Raw genomic sequence first — 15442 nt, 5'->3', positions numbered from 1 at the left:
CTCGAACTCGACCGTTTTTCTCTCGCCTATGCTGCTTTCTTAGCTGTTCTTCTTCTGATTGGCTTAAAAACGTCTTCATAACAATAGCTTATAAGGTAATGCCTCCTAAAAGTCCATACTTTTATTCACGAAGGGTATATGTGTTTTCCGCGGAGGAGATAGAGCGCGCTTATAGACAGAACAAACATGGCTCCAGTTACATATCCTGCACTGAGTGTGTGAACGAATTTGGATTGGGAAACGGGGTTAAAGAGTATTTCGTAAAAGGAAGTCATTTCCATACGCATGGATTCATAATTAAATTCGGAGCCAACTGGGTTTTGCATCCATCCGTTTGCTAAGAGAATCCATAAGGCAGAAAGGTTACTTCCTATGGCGACAAGCCAAGTGACAACCAAATGCTGTAATTTGGTAAGTCGGTTCCAACCAAAGAAGAAAAGGCCAATAAACGTAGCTTCTAAAAAGAAGGCCATGAGCCCCTCAATGGCTAACAAGGAGCCAAACACATCTCCTACGTAATGGGAGTAATAAGACCAATTTGTACCAAATTGAAATTCCAATGGAACACCAGTGCAAACCCCCATTGCAAAGTTAATACCAAAAAGTATGCCCCAAAATTTGGTCATATCCCGCCATATGGTACGTCCTGTCATTACATAAACGCTTTCCATAATGGCTAACAGAAATGAAAGTCCCAAAGTAAGAGGGACAAACAAAAAGTGGTAAAGAGCTGTTACTCCAAATTGAAGGCGAGACAGATCAACAGCAGCTAGTTCAGTCATGGGAGTTTCCTGATGCTGGGGAGTGGATCAAGGTGTCAGAGACAACCTGAGTATCAGTGAATGGTTTATCAATGAGGCCATAGAAGAGGTAAGATAGACAAGTGAGGGCGAGGATTTTAAAGATGAGAACGAGCCCAATTTCCCTTCCAAGTGGGGAAATATTTTTTAACCTAAGCAATTGAATCGACACAATACTTACCCCCCATTTTCTATTTTACTTTTTATCACCTATTCAGTGCCTTTAATAGTGGTTTTTCTCAGGGGGCAACAGAGACAATAAAGAGTTTACTCATTGTTTCTGAAGTGGTAGCCTGCGCAGCTTTCAATGAGTGGTGTGAATTTATGATTAGTCTCCAAAATATTTCCTTACACTATGGTGCCAAGCATCTGTTTGATGATGTATCCATAAATCTAAAGTCTAAAAATCGGTATGGGCTGGTGGGAGCTAATGGTGCTGGGAAATCAACACTTTTGCGTGTTCTATCTGGGGAAGAATTGCCAACTAATGGCGAGATAAATGTGCCACGTGGCCATCGTATAGGATGGATGCGTCAGGACCAATTTCGATATGGAGAAGCAAGAATCCTTGATGTGGTTCTTATGGGTAAAAAGAAATTATGGGAAGCGCTCCAAGAAAAGGATGAAATCCTCGCAAAATCAGACATTTCCGAAAAAGAATGCTATCGCCTGGGAGAGCTAGAGGAGGCCATTGCTGAGAACGATGGGTACACGGCTGAGGTCTTGGCGCAGACGCTTTTAACGGGTCTGGGCATTGAGGAAGCATATCATACAAAGCCGCTAAGCACGCTGTCGGGTGGGTACAAACTCCGGGTTCTACTGGCACAGGCTCTTTTCGAAGAACCTGATGTTTTGCTCTTGGATGAGCCCACCAACCATTTAGATATCATGAGTATTTCTTGGTTAGAGGAATATTTGAGGAATGATTTCAAAGGGTTGCTGCTGTTCATCTCCCATGACTATGATTTCCTTAATAATCTAGCGACCCATATGTTGGACATAGATTATGGTGAGATTCAGCACTATGTGGGGAATTATGACAAATTTCAAAAGCAAAAGGATCAAGTCTTAGAACAAAAAACGAAGGAAAGAACCTCAGCTGAGCGGGAAATTGCCCAAAAGCAACGTTATGTGGATCGTTTTAAGGCTACTTCCAGTAAGGCCCGACAGGCTATGTCTCGGGAGAAGATGATTGAACGTATTGAACTGCCCGAAATTAAAGTATCTTCCAGGCAGGCACCAGCTCTCAGATTTACCCAAAAGCGTCCCTCTGGAAAAAAAGTAATTGGCGTGAAGGGAATATCTAAGAGTTTTGGCCCCAAAAAGGTCCTTCATGATTTTTCTTTTTCAGTACAGCGTGGAGAAAAAGTTGCTTTGATTGGCCATAATGGAATTGGAAAATCGACTTTGTTGAAGATTCTTTTGGGAAAAATTTCTGCTGATGAGGGGAGTTTTGAATGGGGACATGAAGTTTCTACTTCATACTTTTCCCAAGATCTCCATGAGGTTATCCATGGGAATGACACGGTGTTGGATTGGCTTGCAAGTGCCGTTTCAGGAGAGTCCATGCCTCAGGTTCGGAAAACGTTGGGCCAGGTTCTCTTTAGTAAAGAGAATATGGAAAAGCGTCTGAACGTTTTGAGCGGGGGAGAAGCTTGCCGGCTTATGCTTGGGCAGATTCTCTTGGAAAAAGCCAATGTTTTAGTGTTGGACGAGCCCACTAACCACCTGGATCTAGAATCACGAGAGGCCCTAGCAGATGCACTGAAGGCCTATCCTGGGACACTTATCTTTGTAAGTCATGATCGGCATTTCGTTTCCAAAATTGCCACGCGGATTATTGCGCTCACTGAGAAGGGTCTTAAAGACTATCACGGGACTTATCAGGAATATCTGGCACACATTGGAGAAGACTATCTGTGTAGCCAGTGGTTGAAGGGCAAATAGAGCCTTCATGTCAAAACGAGAAATGAGAGTCGTTCCCTACGATCCAAGTTGGATAGATCTCTATATGACAGAGGCTGCACTTCTGACGCCTACGCTAGGGGAGAATTTTATGGAAATTCACCACATTGGAAGTACGGCCATTCCCAATATGGCATCCAAGCCTGTCATTGATATTATGATTGTTGTGAAAGATATTAACCTCGTGGATTCCAAGAATGATGCCATGGCTAGTTTGGATTATGTGGCTCGTGGTGAGTGCGGGATCCCAATGCGTCGTTTTTTCCGTAAGGGTGGTAACGAGCGAACCCATCATGTTCATGTATATCAGGAAGGCAGCCCACATATTGCGGATCATCTTAAATTCAGAGATCATATGCGGGGAAATCCTCAATCGGCTCAGGAATACATGGCGCTGAAAGAGTCACTTTCCAAAAAATACCTGTATGAACGGGAACACTATACCAACGGAAAGAATGATTTTATTCAGCGTATTTTGAAGAAAGAAGAGAATTAGCTTCTCGACGAATGGCTTCTAATTTTAGTTTTTACAAAAGTTTTTCAAAGCCTGATAGTCTACTTTTCCCGTGCTGAGGAGGGGCATTTTTTCAACATGGATAATGGTTCGGGGAAGGCCCAGTTCGCCGAAGCCCTTTTCTTTGGCGGCTGTGATTAGTTGACTGCGGTCGGCTTTTGCATAGTCGGTTACGAGGATGAGTTGCTCTCCTTTTTTGGGATCGGGTTGGCTGATAATCCCATGCACGAAATCAGGCCAAACTTTGGAGACAAAGTTTTCAACGGCTGTGAGGGAGATCATTTCGCCTCCTACTTTTGCAAAGCGTTTGACGCGGCCTTTGATAGCTACAAATCCTTCGGGATCAATTTCGATCACATCTCCGGTATCGTACCAACCCTCTTTGGGCGGCTCGAGGACGCCAGGTTTTTCCACACGTAAGTATCCCTTCATAATATTTGAGCCTTTAACGCTGAGACGGCCTGTCTGACTATCTGGCTGCGATTCAATACCCGGAACGGGGGAGAGTTTAAACTCAATGCCGGGCAGAAAGGGGCCGACGGTTCCGGATTTGTATTGCATGGGGGTATTGATGGCAAGCACGGGGGATGTTTCTGTGGCGCCATAGCCTTCCAGAATCCGAAGACCGAATTTTTGTTGCCATAGATCTCTTGTTTCGTCTTTAAGTTTCTCTGCTCCCGCAAAGACATACCGGAGGCTATAAAAGTCATAGGGATTGGCAAATCGGGCATAGCCGGAGAGAAAAGTATCAGTGCCAAAAAAGAGGGTGCTGTTGGTATCATATACCAACTCAGGGACAATGCGATAATGAAGGGGAGATGGATATAAAAACGTCTTAACGCCCGAAAATAGAGGCAGCATCGTTCCAACCGTTAGTCCAAAAGCATGGAAAAGGGGTAGGGCATTAAAAACCCGATCATTAGAAGTTATATCGATAGATGCCAAAATCTGAGCGTTATTTGCCAGGATGTTTCTGTGACTAAGAACAACGCCCTTTGGGATTCCTTCTGAACCGGACGTAAAGAGAATGACAGCTGGTTTTTCAGGCGTAGATAGGGGAGCATGTTTATTTAAAAACCTTTGAGGGGAAAATACACCATGGAAGAGGCCCTCGATTTTGTCTCGGAGAGATATTTTTATTTTTACATCTTCTAGGAATAATATTTTTATTTTTTCAGATTTTATTTTCTCGAGTGTTTCATCAAGTTTAGCCATTTCGATAAATTTGGAGGATGTGATAATAGTTTTGATTTTAGCGGCTTTGCAGGCGGCCAAGATATTAGAAAAACCCGTTGAGTAATTTAAGAGGGCTGGTACACGGCCAATGGATTGGAGGCCAAAGAAGGTCATAAGAAAAGCAAGCGTATTGGGAAGGAGCATGCCAACATTTTCTTCATTGCCAATGGTTTTCTGAAGAGTTGATCCTAAGATAAAACTGCGAGAACAAAGCTGACGGTACTTCACGGAAGACCGGGTGAGATCTTCGGCAATGATATGTCCACTTCCATGATGTTTGCGGGCGTCAAGAAGTGCTTGCCAAAAGGTTCGATTGTCATCGCTGGTTTTGTACATCATATTTACCATAATGTGGTAAAGGTCTTGTCCACTCTTTTGTCGGCGGTGGCGTCCAACGTACGTTTTAGGAATTTTCATTTTTTGTGGAGGGAGTATTTCCATCATTATTCTAGGAAAAAGTTGCTTCTTAAAAAGGCCTTTCAAGCGGGTAAAGTAAGTATATTGTGCGCCTTCAATTCGGATAGGAATAATAGGGGCGTCAGCTTTATCCGCAATCATTCCGGGTCCATCATACATTTTCATGAGGCTACCTGTTACAGTGAGACGGCCTTCGGGGAAGATTATGCATCTGTTATTATCGCGTACTTTTTCGATAAGCGTGCGGATAGCCATGGGATTTACGGGACTCATGGGGAAGGCATAGACGATGTACAAGAACGGTTTAACCCACCAATTGCGAGCCATGATATCATTTATTGAAAATAGCGGCTTTCCCGGCAAAAAGGTCGCAACAAGTGCCGCATCTAAGAAGGACACGTGATTCAAGACGATGACGGCCTTCTTTCCAGCTTTGTTGTAATTTTCAAGCCCCTTAACTTCTACACGATAGAAAAAAGTTAAGAGCATTCTTGAGAAAGATTTTAAAATATCTTGGGGCAAAATTTTACAGATTTGATAGGTCGCAACGGCATTTAGGAGGGCAGCAGCGAGAAATAGGAACGACACGGGAACTTGTAAGAAAAGCAAAAGGGCCGACCCTAATGCTGAGATGGACATAAAGAGAGCACTTAGAATATTTGTACAAGCAATGACACGAGCACGATGGTTGGGGTCGCTTCGGATTTGGATTAGAGCATAAAGTGGGACAACATAAAGCCCGCCGAAAAAGGAAATAATCAATAGGTCGAAAACAATGTGCCAGCCTGAGAAAGTAGTGAGGAATGCACTCAGGCCCATGAGTTCTGTTCCGCTTGTTGGAAAACTTTGGCTTACGAAAAACAAATCAAAGATAAAAATGGTGATAATCATGGCACTTACCGGGACAAACTTTGAAGTGACTTCACCTTTCAGTAGTTTGTTGCAAAAGACCGAGCCAAGACCGATACCTATGGAAAAAATGCTTAAGAAAAAAGTAACGACAAATTCATCAATTTGGAGAGTTTCTTTCCCAAAGGCTGGGAAGTTAGCCAAAAAAAGCATTCCCAAAAAGTAAAACCAAGCATTGCCGAGCATGGTGAGAAATAGTCTGGGGGACTGACGTGCGTAGTTAATGAGTTCTGAGGTATTTCCATAGATATTATAGTTTAGCTTTAGAGCAGGAGAGGCTGCACTGGCCTTTGGGATGAAAAAGCTTGCGGTAAAACCAAAAACGGCAACGGTGAGGACTCCTAGTCCGATCCACAGGATTCCATAGGCAGTCAAGATAAGAGCGCCGCCCACAATGGTTCCCAATAGTATAGCTAAGAAAGTGCCCGCTTCAATGAGTCCATTTCCTGAAATCAGCTCCTTTTCCTTAAGCTGAAGAGGCAGAATACTGTACTTGAGCGGGCTGAAAAATGTGGATTGGCTTCCCATAAGAAATAGGGTGACAAAAAGCACAATAAGATTTTCCCAATAAAAGCCAGCAATTGCCATTGTCATGAAAACAATTTCCATAAACTTGATGAGGCGTATTTGACGGCTTTTTTCAAATTTATCAGCCAATTGACCTGCAAAGGCTGAGAATAAAAAGTAAGGTAATATAAATACAGCAGCGGCTAGGGCAACCAGTGAGGGGCCAAAGGAAGAGCTTGCTAGAAGTTTATAGGTCATGAGCATGACCAAGGCATTCTTGAATAGGTTGTCGTTAAAGGCGCCCAGGAATTGGGTGACAAATAGTGGTAGAAACCGTCTTGTTTTTAGTAAATGCAGTGTACTTGACGCCATCCGCTACTCCCCTGCACTTATTCTAGCGGATGGGGGCAGGGAGAGGCAAGAAGTTATCGACAGCGGCTCTTTGACCCATGAGAGCAAATCTTTTTCCCATCAACCCATGTGACACCACTGAGATTTGCGTTCATAAAGTCTGTGCCGTCAAGATTAGCTCCCGTAAAGTCGGCACCTGTCAGATCAGCTCCAAAAAAGCGTGCACGACGTAAATCGGCATTTTTGAAAGAAGCATTCTTTAAGTTGGATTTTGTAAAATCGGCCTCGATGAGAATGGCTTCATCAAAGATGGTTTCTTCTAAGACTGCTGAAATAAACTTAGCGCGGTTACCTTGAACCTTAGAAAGATTGCTTTTAGAAAGATTTCCTCTGGAGAATGTAGCATCTCTCAGAATGCTTTCCATCAGGGCAACTTCCTTCAAAATGTTACCATCGAAGTAACAGCGGCGCCAGTTGGCTTTGGGTGCAGCTACATCTGTACAAGCTGCGTAAAGTTCAGCGCATATGAAACAGCTAAAGAGGAAGAGTACTAAGAGGTGAGTTTTGCGTCTCACGAAGCAAGGGCTATATCGGGTGCATCGATGGCTTTCATGCCGACAACATGATAGCCGTTGTCCACATGGTGCGTCTCACCAGTAACAGCAGCGGAAAGATCGCTCAAAAGATAGAGGCCGGCCGATCCCACATCCTGTTGGGTAATATTTCGCTTTAATGGCGAGTTTAGCTCATTCCATCTCAGGATATAGCGGAAATCTCCAATTCCAGATGCTGCCAATGTCTTAACAGGACCTGCAGAGAGCGCATTCACCCGAATATTGTCAGCCCCAAGATCCACAGATAGATAGCGGACACTTGCCTCCAAGGCCGCTTTTGCAACACCCATGACATTATAGTGAGGCATAACCCGTTCGGCACCATAATAGGTAAGCGTAACTAGGCTTCCACCTTTTTTCATTAGTTTGCGAGCACGTTGACAAACGGCTGTAAATGAGTAGCAGGAGATATCCATGGTATTTTTAAAATTGTTTCTGGAAGTATCTGCATACTCACCTTTTAGTTCTTCTTTATCTGAAAAACCAATAGCATGTACGACAAAGTCCAATTGTCCCCATTTTTTTTCCAAGGTGCTAAAGAGGGTATCCAGACTTGCATCATCTGTAACATCGCAGGGGAGCACGATATCAGAGTTTACGGAAGCAGCAAGTGGTCCCACACGCTTTTTGAGGGCATCACCTTGATAACTAAAAGCCAGTTCTGCTCCGCTTTTTGCGGCAGCTTCTGCAATTCCCCATCCTAAGGATCTTTCATTCGCAACACCCATGATTAAGCCACGCTTTCCGGCTAATAAAGATGATGTATTTGCCATTAGATTCCTCTTTTCAAATCATTCATTAAGTTCCGTACAAAGTACCTCAAAGCACACAAAATGCAAAGTGTCTATGGATTTTTTTAATCTGGGCTGACTTAATCTTGACCAATTGGGGAAGGAAAGCTACTTTCACAGAGCATTAAACAAGGAAATCCATGAGTAAGCCCAAATCATTTCAAGATCTTATTTTTGCCCTTCAGACATATTGGTCAGAGCAAGGATGTGCTATTCTGCAACCCTATGATATGGAGATGGGTGCTGGTACTTTCCATACGGCTACCACATTGCGGGCCCTTGGAAAGGAACCTTGGAATGCTGCTTTTGTTCAGCCCTCCCGGCGTCCTACCGATGGGCGCTATGGCGAAAATCCAAATCGAGTACAGTATTTTCACCAGCTTCAGGTCATTCTAAAGCCATCACCTCCCAATTCTCAGGAACTGTATCTAGATAGTTTGAGGGCCATTGGGATCTCCATGGATGACAATGACATTCGGTTTGTGGAGGATGACTGGGAGAGTCCCACACTGGGGGCGTCAGGTCTTGGATGGGAAGTGTGGTGCAATGGCACAGAGATTTCTCAATATACCTACTTTCAGCAAATGGGAAGCATTCCATGTGATCCTGTTCCGGTGGAACTTACCTATGGATTAGAGCGGATTGCCATGATTTTACAAAAAAAGGACTCCATGTTTGATCTAAATTGGAATGGGGTCGAGGGGCCAGGGAAAATTACATATGGGGATATTTTCTTGCGGTCGGAGCGCGAGTTTTCCGAATACAATTTTGAAATTGCTAATACGGTTGCCTTAAAACAACATTTTGAAGATGCTGAAAAGGAATGCGAAGTTTTATTGGAAGCTAAATTGGTGCTTCCTGCTTACGAGCAATGCGTTAAGGCAAGCCATCTTTTTAATTTGTTGGATGCCCGAGGATCAGTCAGCGTAATGGAACGTGCTAACTATATTGGACGTGTTCGAGCTCTTGCCAAACGGTCTTGCGAAGCATGGATAAGTTCCCAGAGCAAAAAGGAGCAAGATTAATGGCAGAATTTTTGCTTGAGATTCGATCAGAAGAAATTCCTGCACGACTTCAAAAACGGGCTCGTGAAGATCTAAAACGACTCTTGTCAGAAAAACTCAATGGGGCACAGCTTTCTTTCACAGGACTGGAAACGTATGTAACACCGCGTCGGCTAACGGCGGTGGTAGAGGGGCTTCCGACGATGCAAGAAGATCGTACAGAGGAAGTGAGGGGTCCACGTACGGATGCACCTGAATCTGCAGCACAAGGTTTTTTGAAATCCCTGGGAGTGACAAGAGATCAATGTCTCCAAAAAGAAACACCAAAGGGAACATTTCTCTACTTTTTGAAAGAGATCAAAGGTGAGAAGACGCAAACGTTATTGCCGGGAATAGTAACGGAAATAATACAGGATTTTCCCTGGCCTAAAAGCATGCGATGGGGATCGGGGACAATGGTTTGGATTCGACCTATTCACAGCATTCTTACTATTTTTGATGGCGACACAGTATCCTTTGGCATTGAGGGGATTGAGTCTGGCAATAAAACCCGTGGTCATAGATTCTTAGCGCCCCAGGAATTTGTCGTTACATCATTCAAGGATTATAAACAGAAAATAGCGAAAGCCTACGTCGTTTTGGATCCAGAGAAGCGACAAAATCAGATCGAAAAGCAGGTGAAGGATCTGGTAAAAGAACAGGGACTCACCCTTAAAAAGGATCCGGGGTTGTTAGAAGAGGTAACAGGATTAGTTGAATGGCCCATGTCATTTATGGGAGCTATTGACGATTCTTTTATGTCTTTGCCTCAGGAAGTATTGACCACAGCTATGAAGGTTCATCAAAGATTTTTCTCTGTGGAAAACCAAGACAAATCTCTAGCTCCCTTCTTTTGCGTTACATCCAATAATGAGCCAAAGGACGGTGGAAAAAGTATAGTCCATGGAAATGAAGAAGTTCTAAAGGCCCGTTTAGCTGATGCTGTATTCTTTTGGAAACTGGATCGTAAAACCTCGCTTACAGACCATCTAGAATCGTTAAAATCAAGGCAATTTTACCGTGGGCTTGGGTCCATTTTTGATAAGGCGCAGCGGCTCCAATTGCTTGCAAAGGGATATCTTGGACAAAGTCTTTCCAAGGAAAAACCCGGTCTTCTAAAGCCAATGGAGGAAGCCTCTTTTTTATCAAAGGCAGACTTGGCTACCGAAGTAGTTGGGGAATTCCCTGAGCTTCAAGGCATCATGGGTTACTATTATGCCTTGTCGGAAAAGCGTTCCTTAGAAGTTGCAGAAGCGATTCGGGATCAATATCGTCTGGAGGGACCGCAAGGGGAAGGAGATGCCTTTTTAGTGGGGGCTGCGGTCTATATTGCGGACAAAATTGATACTCTCGTAGGTTTTTTTGCTTTGGGAGTGCAGCCGACGGGATCCAAGGATCCATTTGCTCTACGACGAGCTTCTATCACACTGATTAATCTTATCCGTCAGTTAGGTTTTCCCATCGATGTAAAGGAATTAATTGCGGACTCTTTTAAGGCCTATGCGCCCATTTTTAAGACTCTTTCAAAGCCACCTCGAACGTTGAAAGAAACAACAGACGATCTTTTGTCCTTTTTTGCGGATCGTATAAAAATTTACCTGAAAGATGAGCGTAATATTCGCCACGATATGACGTCGGCCTGCCTTTCCAAGAACTGGGAGGGCATTATTCTCAATAGCCTAAACTTAGCTGATGCCCTTTCCACATTTTTGGGAACAGAAGATGGAGAAAATCTTCTCACAGCGTACCGACGGGCTACGAATATCATTAAGAGTGAAATCAAAAAAGGAGCCCTTAATCCCCAAGATTTGACGGCGGCCCCCGTTGATTTGGAACTCTTGGCAGATGAAGAAGAGCACGCACTTGTCAAAGCATTAATGGATTGTAAATCCAAATTGGATCCTCTTGTGAAGCAGGAGGTGCCTTCTTATAAGCAAGGGATGAAACATTTAGCTCAACTCCGAGCCCCTGTTGATGTTTTCTTTGACACAGTACTCGTGAATGCAGAGGATGAGAAAATTCGCCTTAATCGTTTGCGGCTCTTGTTTTTGATTCAGGAAACCTTAGAACAAGTCGCAGATTTCTCTCAGATCGAAGGATGAGTTGTTTCTCTTAACGATTCTCGCTTTCATTCCCTTTGAGCTTTTCCAACTCTTTCCCTAAGCGATTTCGTGTTTCCTCGGGAAGTTCTTGCAAAACTTCTGTAATTTTTTCTAGAGCTGCTTGTTTTGTATACAGCTGATCGAGAAGCGATAGAATTAAGGGGACAGATTCATCATTCACTTGGAAATCTCGCTTAAGCTCCGAAATCAGTTGAATTCGAGCCAGGTCTACGTCCGTAAAAAAGGGGCCCTCCGGATCTTCTTGAGGAATAATCCACTCTTCTTTGACCCACCGACGTAGGGTTGTGTCTTCTAAGCCGACAGTTGTCGTAATTTGAGTGTAAGTATATCGCATGCTTAAGCCTCCATATGCTCTCGAACATTTTGAGGATTCTCAGGGGACCATTCTTCTAAGAATTTTTTTAGTTTCGGATCTTGTGGTTTGGAAAGGACAATTTGGAAAATTACATACTGATCTCCACTGGAAGCGCCTTTGCTATTAGGAATGCCTTTTCCTTTAAGGCGCATTTTAATGCCGGAATTTGTCTCGGGGGGGATGGTGAGGGTAACGTTGCCATGGATGGTGGGAACTTGGATCTTTCCGCCGTTTACGGCTTCCTTGAGTGAAATTGGTAAATCTAGGTAGACATCTTTTCCCTTGGATGCAAAATAGGGATGTTTATCCACATGAATCTCGATATAGGCATCACCCGTTGGACCAGCACCTCGGCCAGGTCCTCCTTTTCCTTTCAAGCGAAGTTTACTGCCTTGTTCGGTGGCAGGGGGAATGGACACATTCAAAGAGTGTCCATCACTTAGGACAACACGTCGTTTGGCGCCCAGTGCTGCCTCTATGAAACTGACTTTTAAGGTATACGAGACATCGTGTCCTCTGATATCCATAGGCGCACGAGAACGACCAGAGGAGCGTCCAGTTCTAGCACGACCAGAACTCTGGCCAAAAATAGTGGACATAATATCATCATCTTCGAACATACTGGAAAAGTCCGAATTCTCCCAGTATTTGGATCCTGAACGACCACCGTTTCCAGATGTGTATGTTTTATAGTATCCGCCGTGGGCCTGTTCGGCCCCGCTTGCATCTATTTCGCCTCGATCGTATCTGGCACGTTTTTCTGAGTCGGACAAAAGATCATAGGCTGCTGTAATTTCTTTGAACTTTTGTTCTATTTCAGTATTACCTGGATTTAGATCGGGGTGATATTTCTTCGCAAGTTTGCGATAGGCTTTTTTTATATCTTCTTGTGGTGCCTTTTTGGGGACGTCTAAGACCTTATAGAGATCTTTCATCCTGCCTCCTTGACAACTTTAGATGAGGCGCCCGACAAGGGGAAAGATCCCCCTGTCGGGCTGACTATAGTGTTATTGAACAATTTTCCAAGTGCCATCGGGTTGGCGACAAGCCGTTCCGTAAGCTTCTTGAATGTCATTTCCAATTTGTACTGTCTGGGTGAATTCACGACAATATTGGCCAGAATTTGTCTGGAATGTTTTTGTTGGAACAACAGCTCCAGAGTGTCCTGAGTCAGGATTTGACCAACTGCCACCTTGCCCCGTTGGATTACTTTCCAGAGCCGATTGAGCTGTTTGGTTGGCATACATTTTATCAGCCTTATCTAATGACGCACCAACTTCACTTCCAATGAGAGCGCCCAAAAGAGTTCCAGCAGCAACACCAACTAGCTGTCCGTCTCCTTTACCAAACTGTGATCCAATGGCTGCACCACCAATACCACCGAGAAGGGCTCCACCTGTTTGCTTAGGGCCACCTGTTGAGCCGCAACCAGATACCAAGACAGCTACTGCCATCAAAACCAAACTTTTCTTGAACATAAAAACTTCCTTTCGTTCCTCATAATATATTAAGTAAGTTACCCATCTGATCCCGAAGTCCTTACCTTAAGCTAGATCATACCCATTCTCAGGGGAAAGATCAATTCTTCCTTCACTCCTGGCTTTTGTTCAACTATACTCAGCCGAAAAGCATTCGAGGACCATGGAAAAAACACCTGCAACTCTCCAACAAGACACAAATTCCAATAAAAGACTTTTGCAAACGGCCACCTATGCATCTGTGGCGGTAGCGACAGTTTTGATGCTTCTAAAGCTTATTGCTTGGATGGTTACAGATGCTATTAGTCTTTTATCCACATTGGTGGACTCAATTCTAGATTTTGCAGCTTCGACCCTGAACCTATTTGCAGTTCGCCAAGCGCTGCTGCCTGCCACACGTCTCTACAGATTTGGACATGGGAAGTCGGAGGCTCTGGCTGCTTTAAGCCAGGGAGCGTTTATTTCTGGATCAGCTGTCTTCCTATTCATTGAGGGCGGGCATCGACTTTTACATCCACAGCCTCTGCAAGAAACATCTGTGGGTATTGGGATCATGGTTATCTCAATCATTATCACTATTTTTCTGGTTCGTTTTCAAAGACGCGTTGTTGCTAAAACAAATTCCGTAGCTATTTCGGCGGACTCTCTCCATTACTATAGCGACCTTCTTATCAATGGTGGCGTCATTATATCATTGCTCGTCGTTTCCTTTTTGGGATGGGAGGTGGTGGATCCTCTTTTTGGGATAGTGATCGCATTTTACATTCTTTATATCGCCTGGGAGATCGGAAAAAAGGCCCTGTTTATCCTTATGGATCGAGAACTGCCAGATGAAGATAGGGAAAGAGTGTGTTCAATCGCACTCTCTCATCCTAAGGTGGAAGGTCTACACGAGCTCCGTACCCGCTCTTCTGGACCCCAAAGTTTTATCCAGCTTCATTTGGAGATGGATGGCAAAATTTCTCTCCTGCAAGCCCATGAAATCGCAGAAGAAGTTGAATCTATGATTCAAAAGGAATTTCCTGAGGCAGAGATTATTATTCACCAAGACCCAGCGGGCCAGCACGAGAAACGCCGGCCTTTTTAAGTGATGTGTTTTTATGTGATGCATAAATGGAGTTGAAAAGCGTTAGCGATCTTCATCGCTTTCTTCCTCTTCTTCACTCTCTTCGTCGCTGTCAACATCTGAGTCTAACTCGAGTTTTCTTGCAACTTTTTCTTTCTTCATGAAGAAATTCATTACGTCCTTACTACTGAGTTTTAGAGCGCTCATGGCTAATCTAAGAGCCTCTTCTTTCGAATCCGACACTAAACCTAGTTGGGTTTTGATAAATAAAGCTTTTTCATCTTGAGGCGAGGCCTTTGTAGGGGATGGTTTTGCCTTTGTATATTCCTCTAGTGAGAATGGATGAACAAGACACTGGGCCGTTCCATCTGGCTTAATTCTATGGGAAAACTTAAAAATTTTCTCAGGAGTGTCTGTGATAAATGCTGAAACGTTCTTCCCCGTTTTTCGAAGAGCGCTCAACACTCCAATTTCGAGTTTGGGATGTGCACCTTCAGTCATCGAGTTTACAACTTCAAAGATCCTGTTTTCGGACAGGTTATCTCTCATAATCACGTCGACCCCATCAGTCCTCTCTTTGCATTTTGACTCTGTTAAAAAAAGTTCTGGATCATCTGAGTTGTCAATAAAAACACCATCAAAACCGTTATTGGTGCCATATTTGGAATAATGTCCCCAATAGCCGAAACTTAACATTGTTAATTCTGTTAAGAGTTCACCTATTCTGCCGCGTTCGTCATTGTTTTCTGATTGGTCGGCGGAAATATTACTGAGGGGTTGTGATTCATGGCTTTTCCCAGTTACAAACTCAACTTCAAAATCATTACCAGCAGGACATCGTTTTGAAAAACTGTTCATTTGTTTTGAAATATAATCACTGGGCATGGCGTCAATTTCTCCTAAAACTCCCATCTGTCTTTCTTTCAAATTTGAATCCGTTTGCGTTGATATATCCCAACCGCGAGCATATTTTTTTTTCGAGTGGTTAATGGTTCCGGTGGTTCTAAAAATATACTCTTGATTATCAAATTCTTTTAGAAATTTAATTCCTCCATTAGAATCAATTTCGACTGTTCCATTTATGATTTTACACTCAGAATTTTTTCTTTTTTTTGAAACAAAGTATTGGGCAGATATACCCTTCGTGAATAAAAGTATGGACTTTTAGGAGGCATTACCTTATAAGCTATTGTTATGAAGACGTTTTTAAGCCAATCAGAAGAAGAACAGCTAAGAAAGCAGCATAGGCGAGAGAAAAACGGTCGAGTTCGAG

12 protein-coding genes and 1 pseudogene are annotated in these 15442 nt (G+C 43.6%); 5 read left to right on the top strand and 8 right to left on the bottom strand.

Annotated features, from left to right (window positions below):
* Positions 1–140: 140 nt before the first annotated feature.
* A pseudogene (locus tag HOL16_07300) lies at positions 141–782 on the bottom strand (cytochrome bd-I ubiquinol oxidase subunit CydA).
* A 342-nt stretch (positions 783–1124) separates the two neighbouring features.
* Here HOL16_07300 and HOL16_07295 point away from each other — a divergent pair.
* Positions 1125–2747 carry an ATP-binding cassette domain-containing protein gene (locus HOL16_07295; protein MBT5390486.1) on the top strand — a complete coding sequence of 541 codons (1623 nt, stop codon included), beginning with the start codon at positions 1125–1127 and terminating at the stop codon, positions 2745–2747.
* Between the two features lie 7 nt (positions 2748–2754).
* Positions 2755–3261, top strand: coding sequence for a GrpB family protein (locus HOL16_07290; GenBank protein MBT5390485.1), 507 nt, complete (start codon positions 2755–2757; stop codon positions 3259–3261).
* Positions 3262–3285: 24 nt separating this feature from the next.
* Here HOL16_07290 and HOL16_07285 read toward each other — a convergent pair whose 3' ends face one another.
* From HOL16_07285 to fabI, 3 genes are all read right to left on the bottom strand, one after another.
* A complete protein-coding gene (locus HOL16_07285; protein MBT5390484.1) occupies positions 3286–6720 on the bottom strand; it encodes an acyl-[ACP]--phospholipid O-acyltransferase in 3435 nt (1144 codons plus the stop codon).
* A gap of 53 nt (positions 6721–6773) precedes the next feature.
* The gene (locus tag HOL16_07280; GenBank protein ID MBT5390483.1) at positions 6774–7124 is read right to left on the bottom strand and encodes a pentapeptide repeat-containing protein; all 351 of its coding nucleotides are present in this window, start codon (positions 7122–7124) and stop codon (positions 6774–6776) included.
* A 146-nt stretch (positions 7125–7270) separates the two neighbouring features.
* Positions 7271–8086: an enoyl-ACP reductase FabI gene (gene fabI, locus HOL16_07275; GenBank protein MBT5390482.1), complete on the bottom strand. Its 816-nt coding sequence runs from the start codon at positions 8084–8086 to the stop codon at positions 7271–7273.
* Positions 8087–8244: 158 nt separating this feature from the next.
* On the opposite strand from fabI, the gene HOL16_07270 reads away from it, so the two are divergent.
* Positions 8245–9129, top strand: a complete 885-nt coding sequence (locus tag HOL16_07270; protein MBT5390481.1) for a glycine--tRNA ligase subunit alpha — start codon at positions 8245–8247, stop codon at positions 9127–9129.
* The gene (locus HOL16_07265; protein ID MBT5390480.1) at positions 9129–11249 is read left to right on the top strand and encodes a glycine--tRNA ligase subunit beta; all 2121 of its coding nucleotides are present in this window, start codon (positions 9129–9131) and stop codon (positions 11247–11249) included. The genes HOL16_07270 and HOL16_07265 overlap by 1 nt, the downstream gene beginning before the upstream one ends.
* A 10-nt stretch (positions 11250–11259) precedes the next feature.
* Here HOL16_07265 and HOL16_07260 read toward each other — a convergent pair whose 3' ends face one another.
* From HOL16_07260 to HOL16_07250, 3 genes are all read right to left on the bottom strand, one after another.
* Complete coding sequence (locus tag HOL16_07260) at positions 11260–11604, bottom strand: MerR family transcriptional regulator (GenBank protein MBT5390479.1); 345 nt, start codon at positions 11602–11604, stop codon at positions 11260–11262.
* A 2-nt stretch (positions 11605–11606) separates the two neighbouring features.
* A complete protein-coding gene (locus HOL16_07255; GenBank protein ID MBT5390478.1) occupies positions 11607–12560 on the bottom strand; it encodes a J domain-containing protein in 954 nt (317 codons plus the stop codon).
* Between the two features lie 72 nt (positions 12561–12632).
* Positions 12633–13103 carry a glycine zipper 2TM domain-containing protein gene (locus HOL16_07250; protein ID MBT5390477.1) on the bottom strand — a complete coding sequence of 157 codons (471 nt, stop codon included), beginning with the start codon at positions 13101–13103 and terminating at the stop codon, positions 12633–12635.
* 163 nt (positions 13104–13266) lie between these two features.
* Here HOL16_07250 and HOL16_07245 point away from each other — a divergent pair, with 163 nt between their 5' ends.
* Entirely contained in the window at positions 13267–14190 is a 924-nt protein-coding gene (locus HOL16_07245; protein MBT5390476.1) for a cation diffusion facilitator family transporter, read from the top strand.
* A gap of 42 nt (positions 14191–14232) precedes the next feature.
* Here the strand turns inward: HOL16_07245 and HOL16_07240 are convergent, their stop codons facing one another.
* Positions 14233–15054 carry a hypothetical protein gene (locus tag HOL16_07240; protein ID MBT5390475.1) on the bottom strand — a complete coding sequence of 274 codons (822 nt, stop codon included), beginning with the start codon at positions 15052–15054 and terminating at the stop codon, positions 14233–14235.
* Between the last annotated feature and the right edge of the window lie 388 nt (positions 15055–15442).

The sequence above is a fragment of the Alphaproteobacteria bacterium genome (assembly GCA_018662925.1).
Lineage (GTDB): Bacteria > Pseudomonadota > Alphaproteobacteria > 16-39-46 > JABJFC01 > JABJFC01.
Note: the sequence above shows the minus strand (reverse complement) of the source record. Positions and strands in the feature narration are given on the sequence as shown.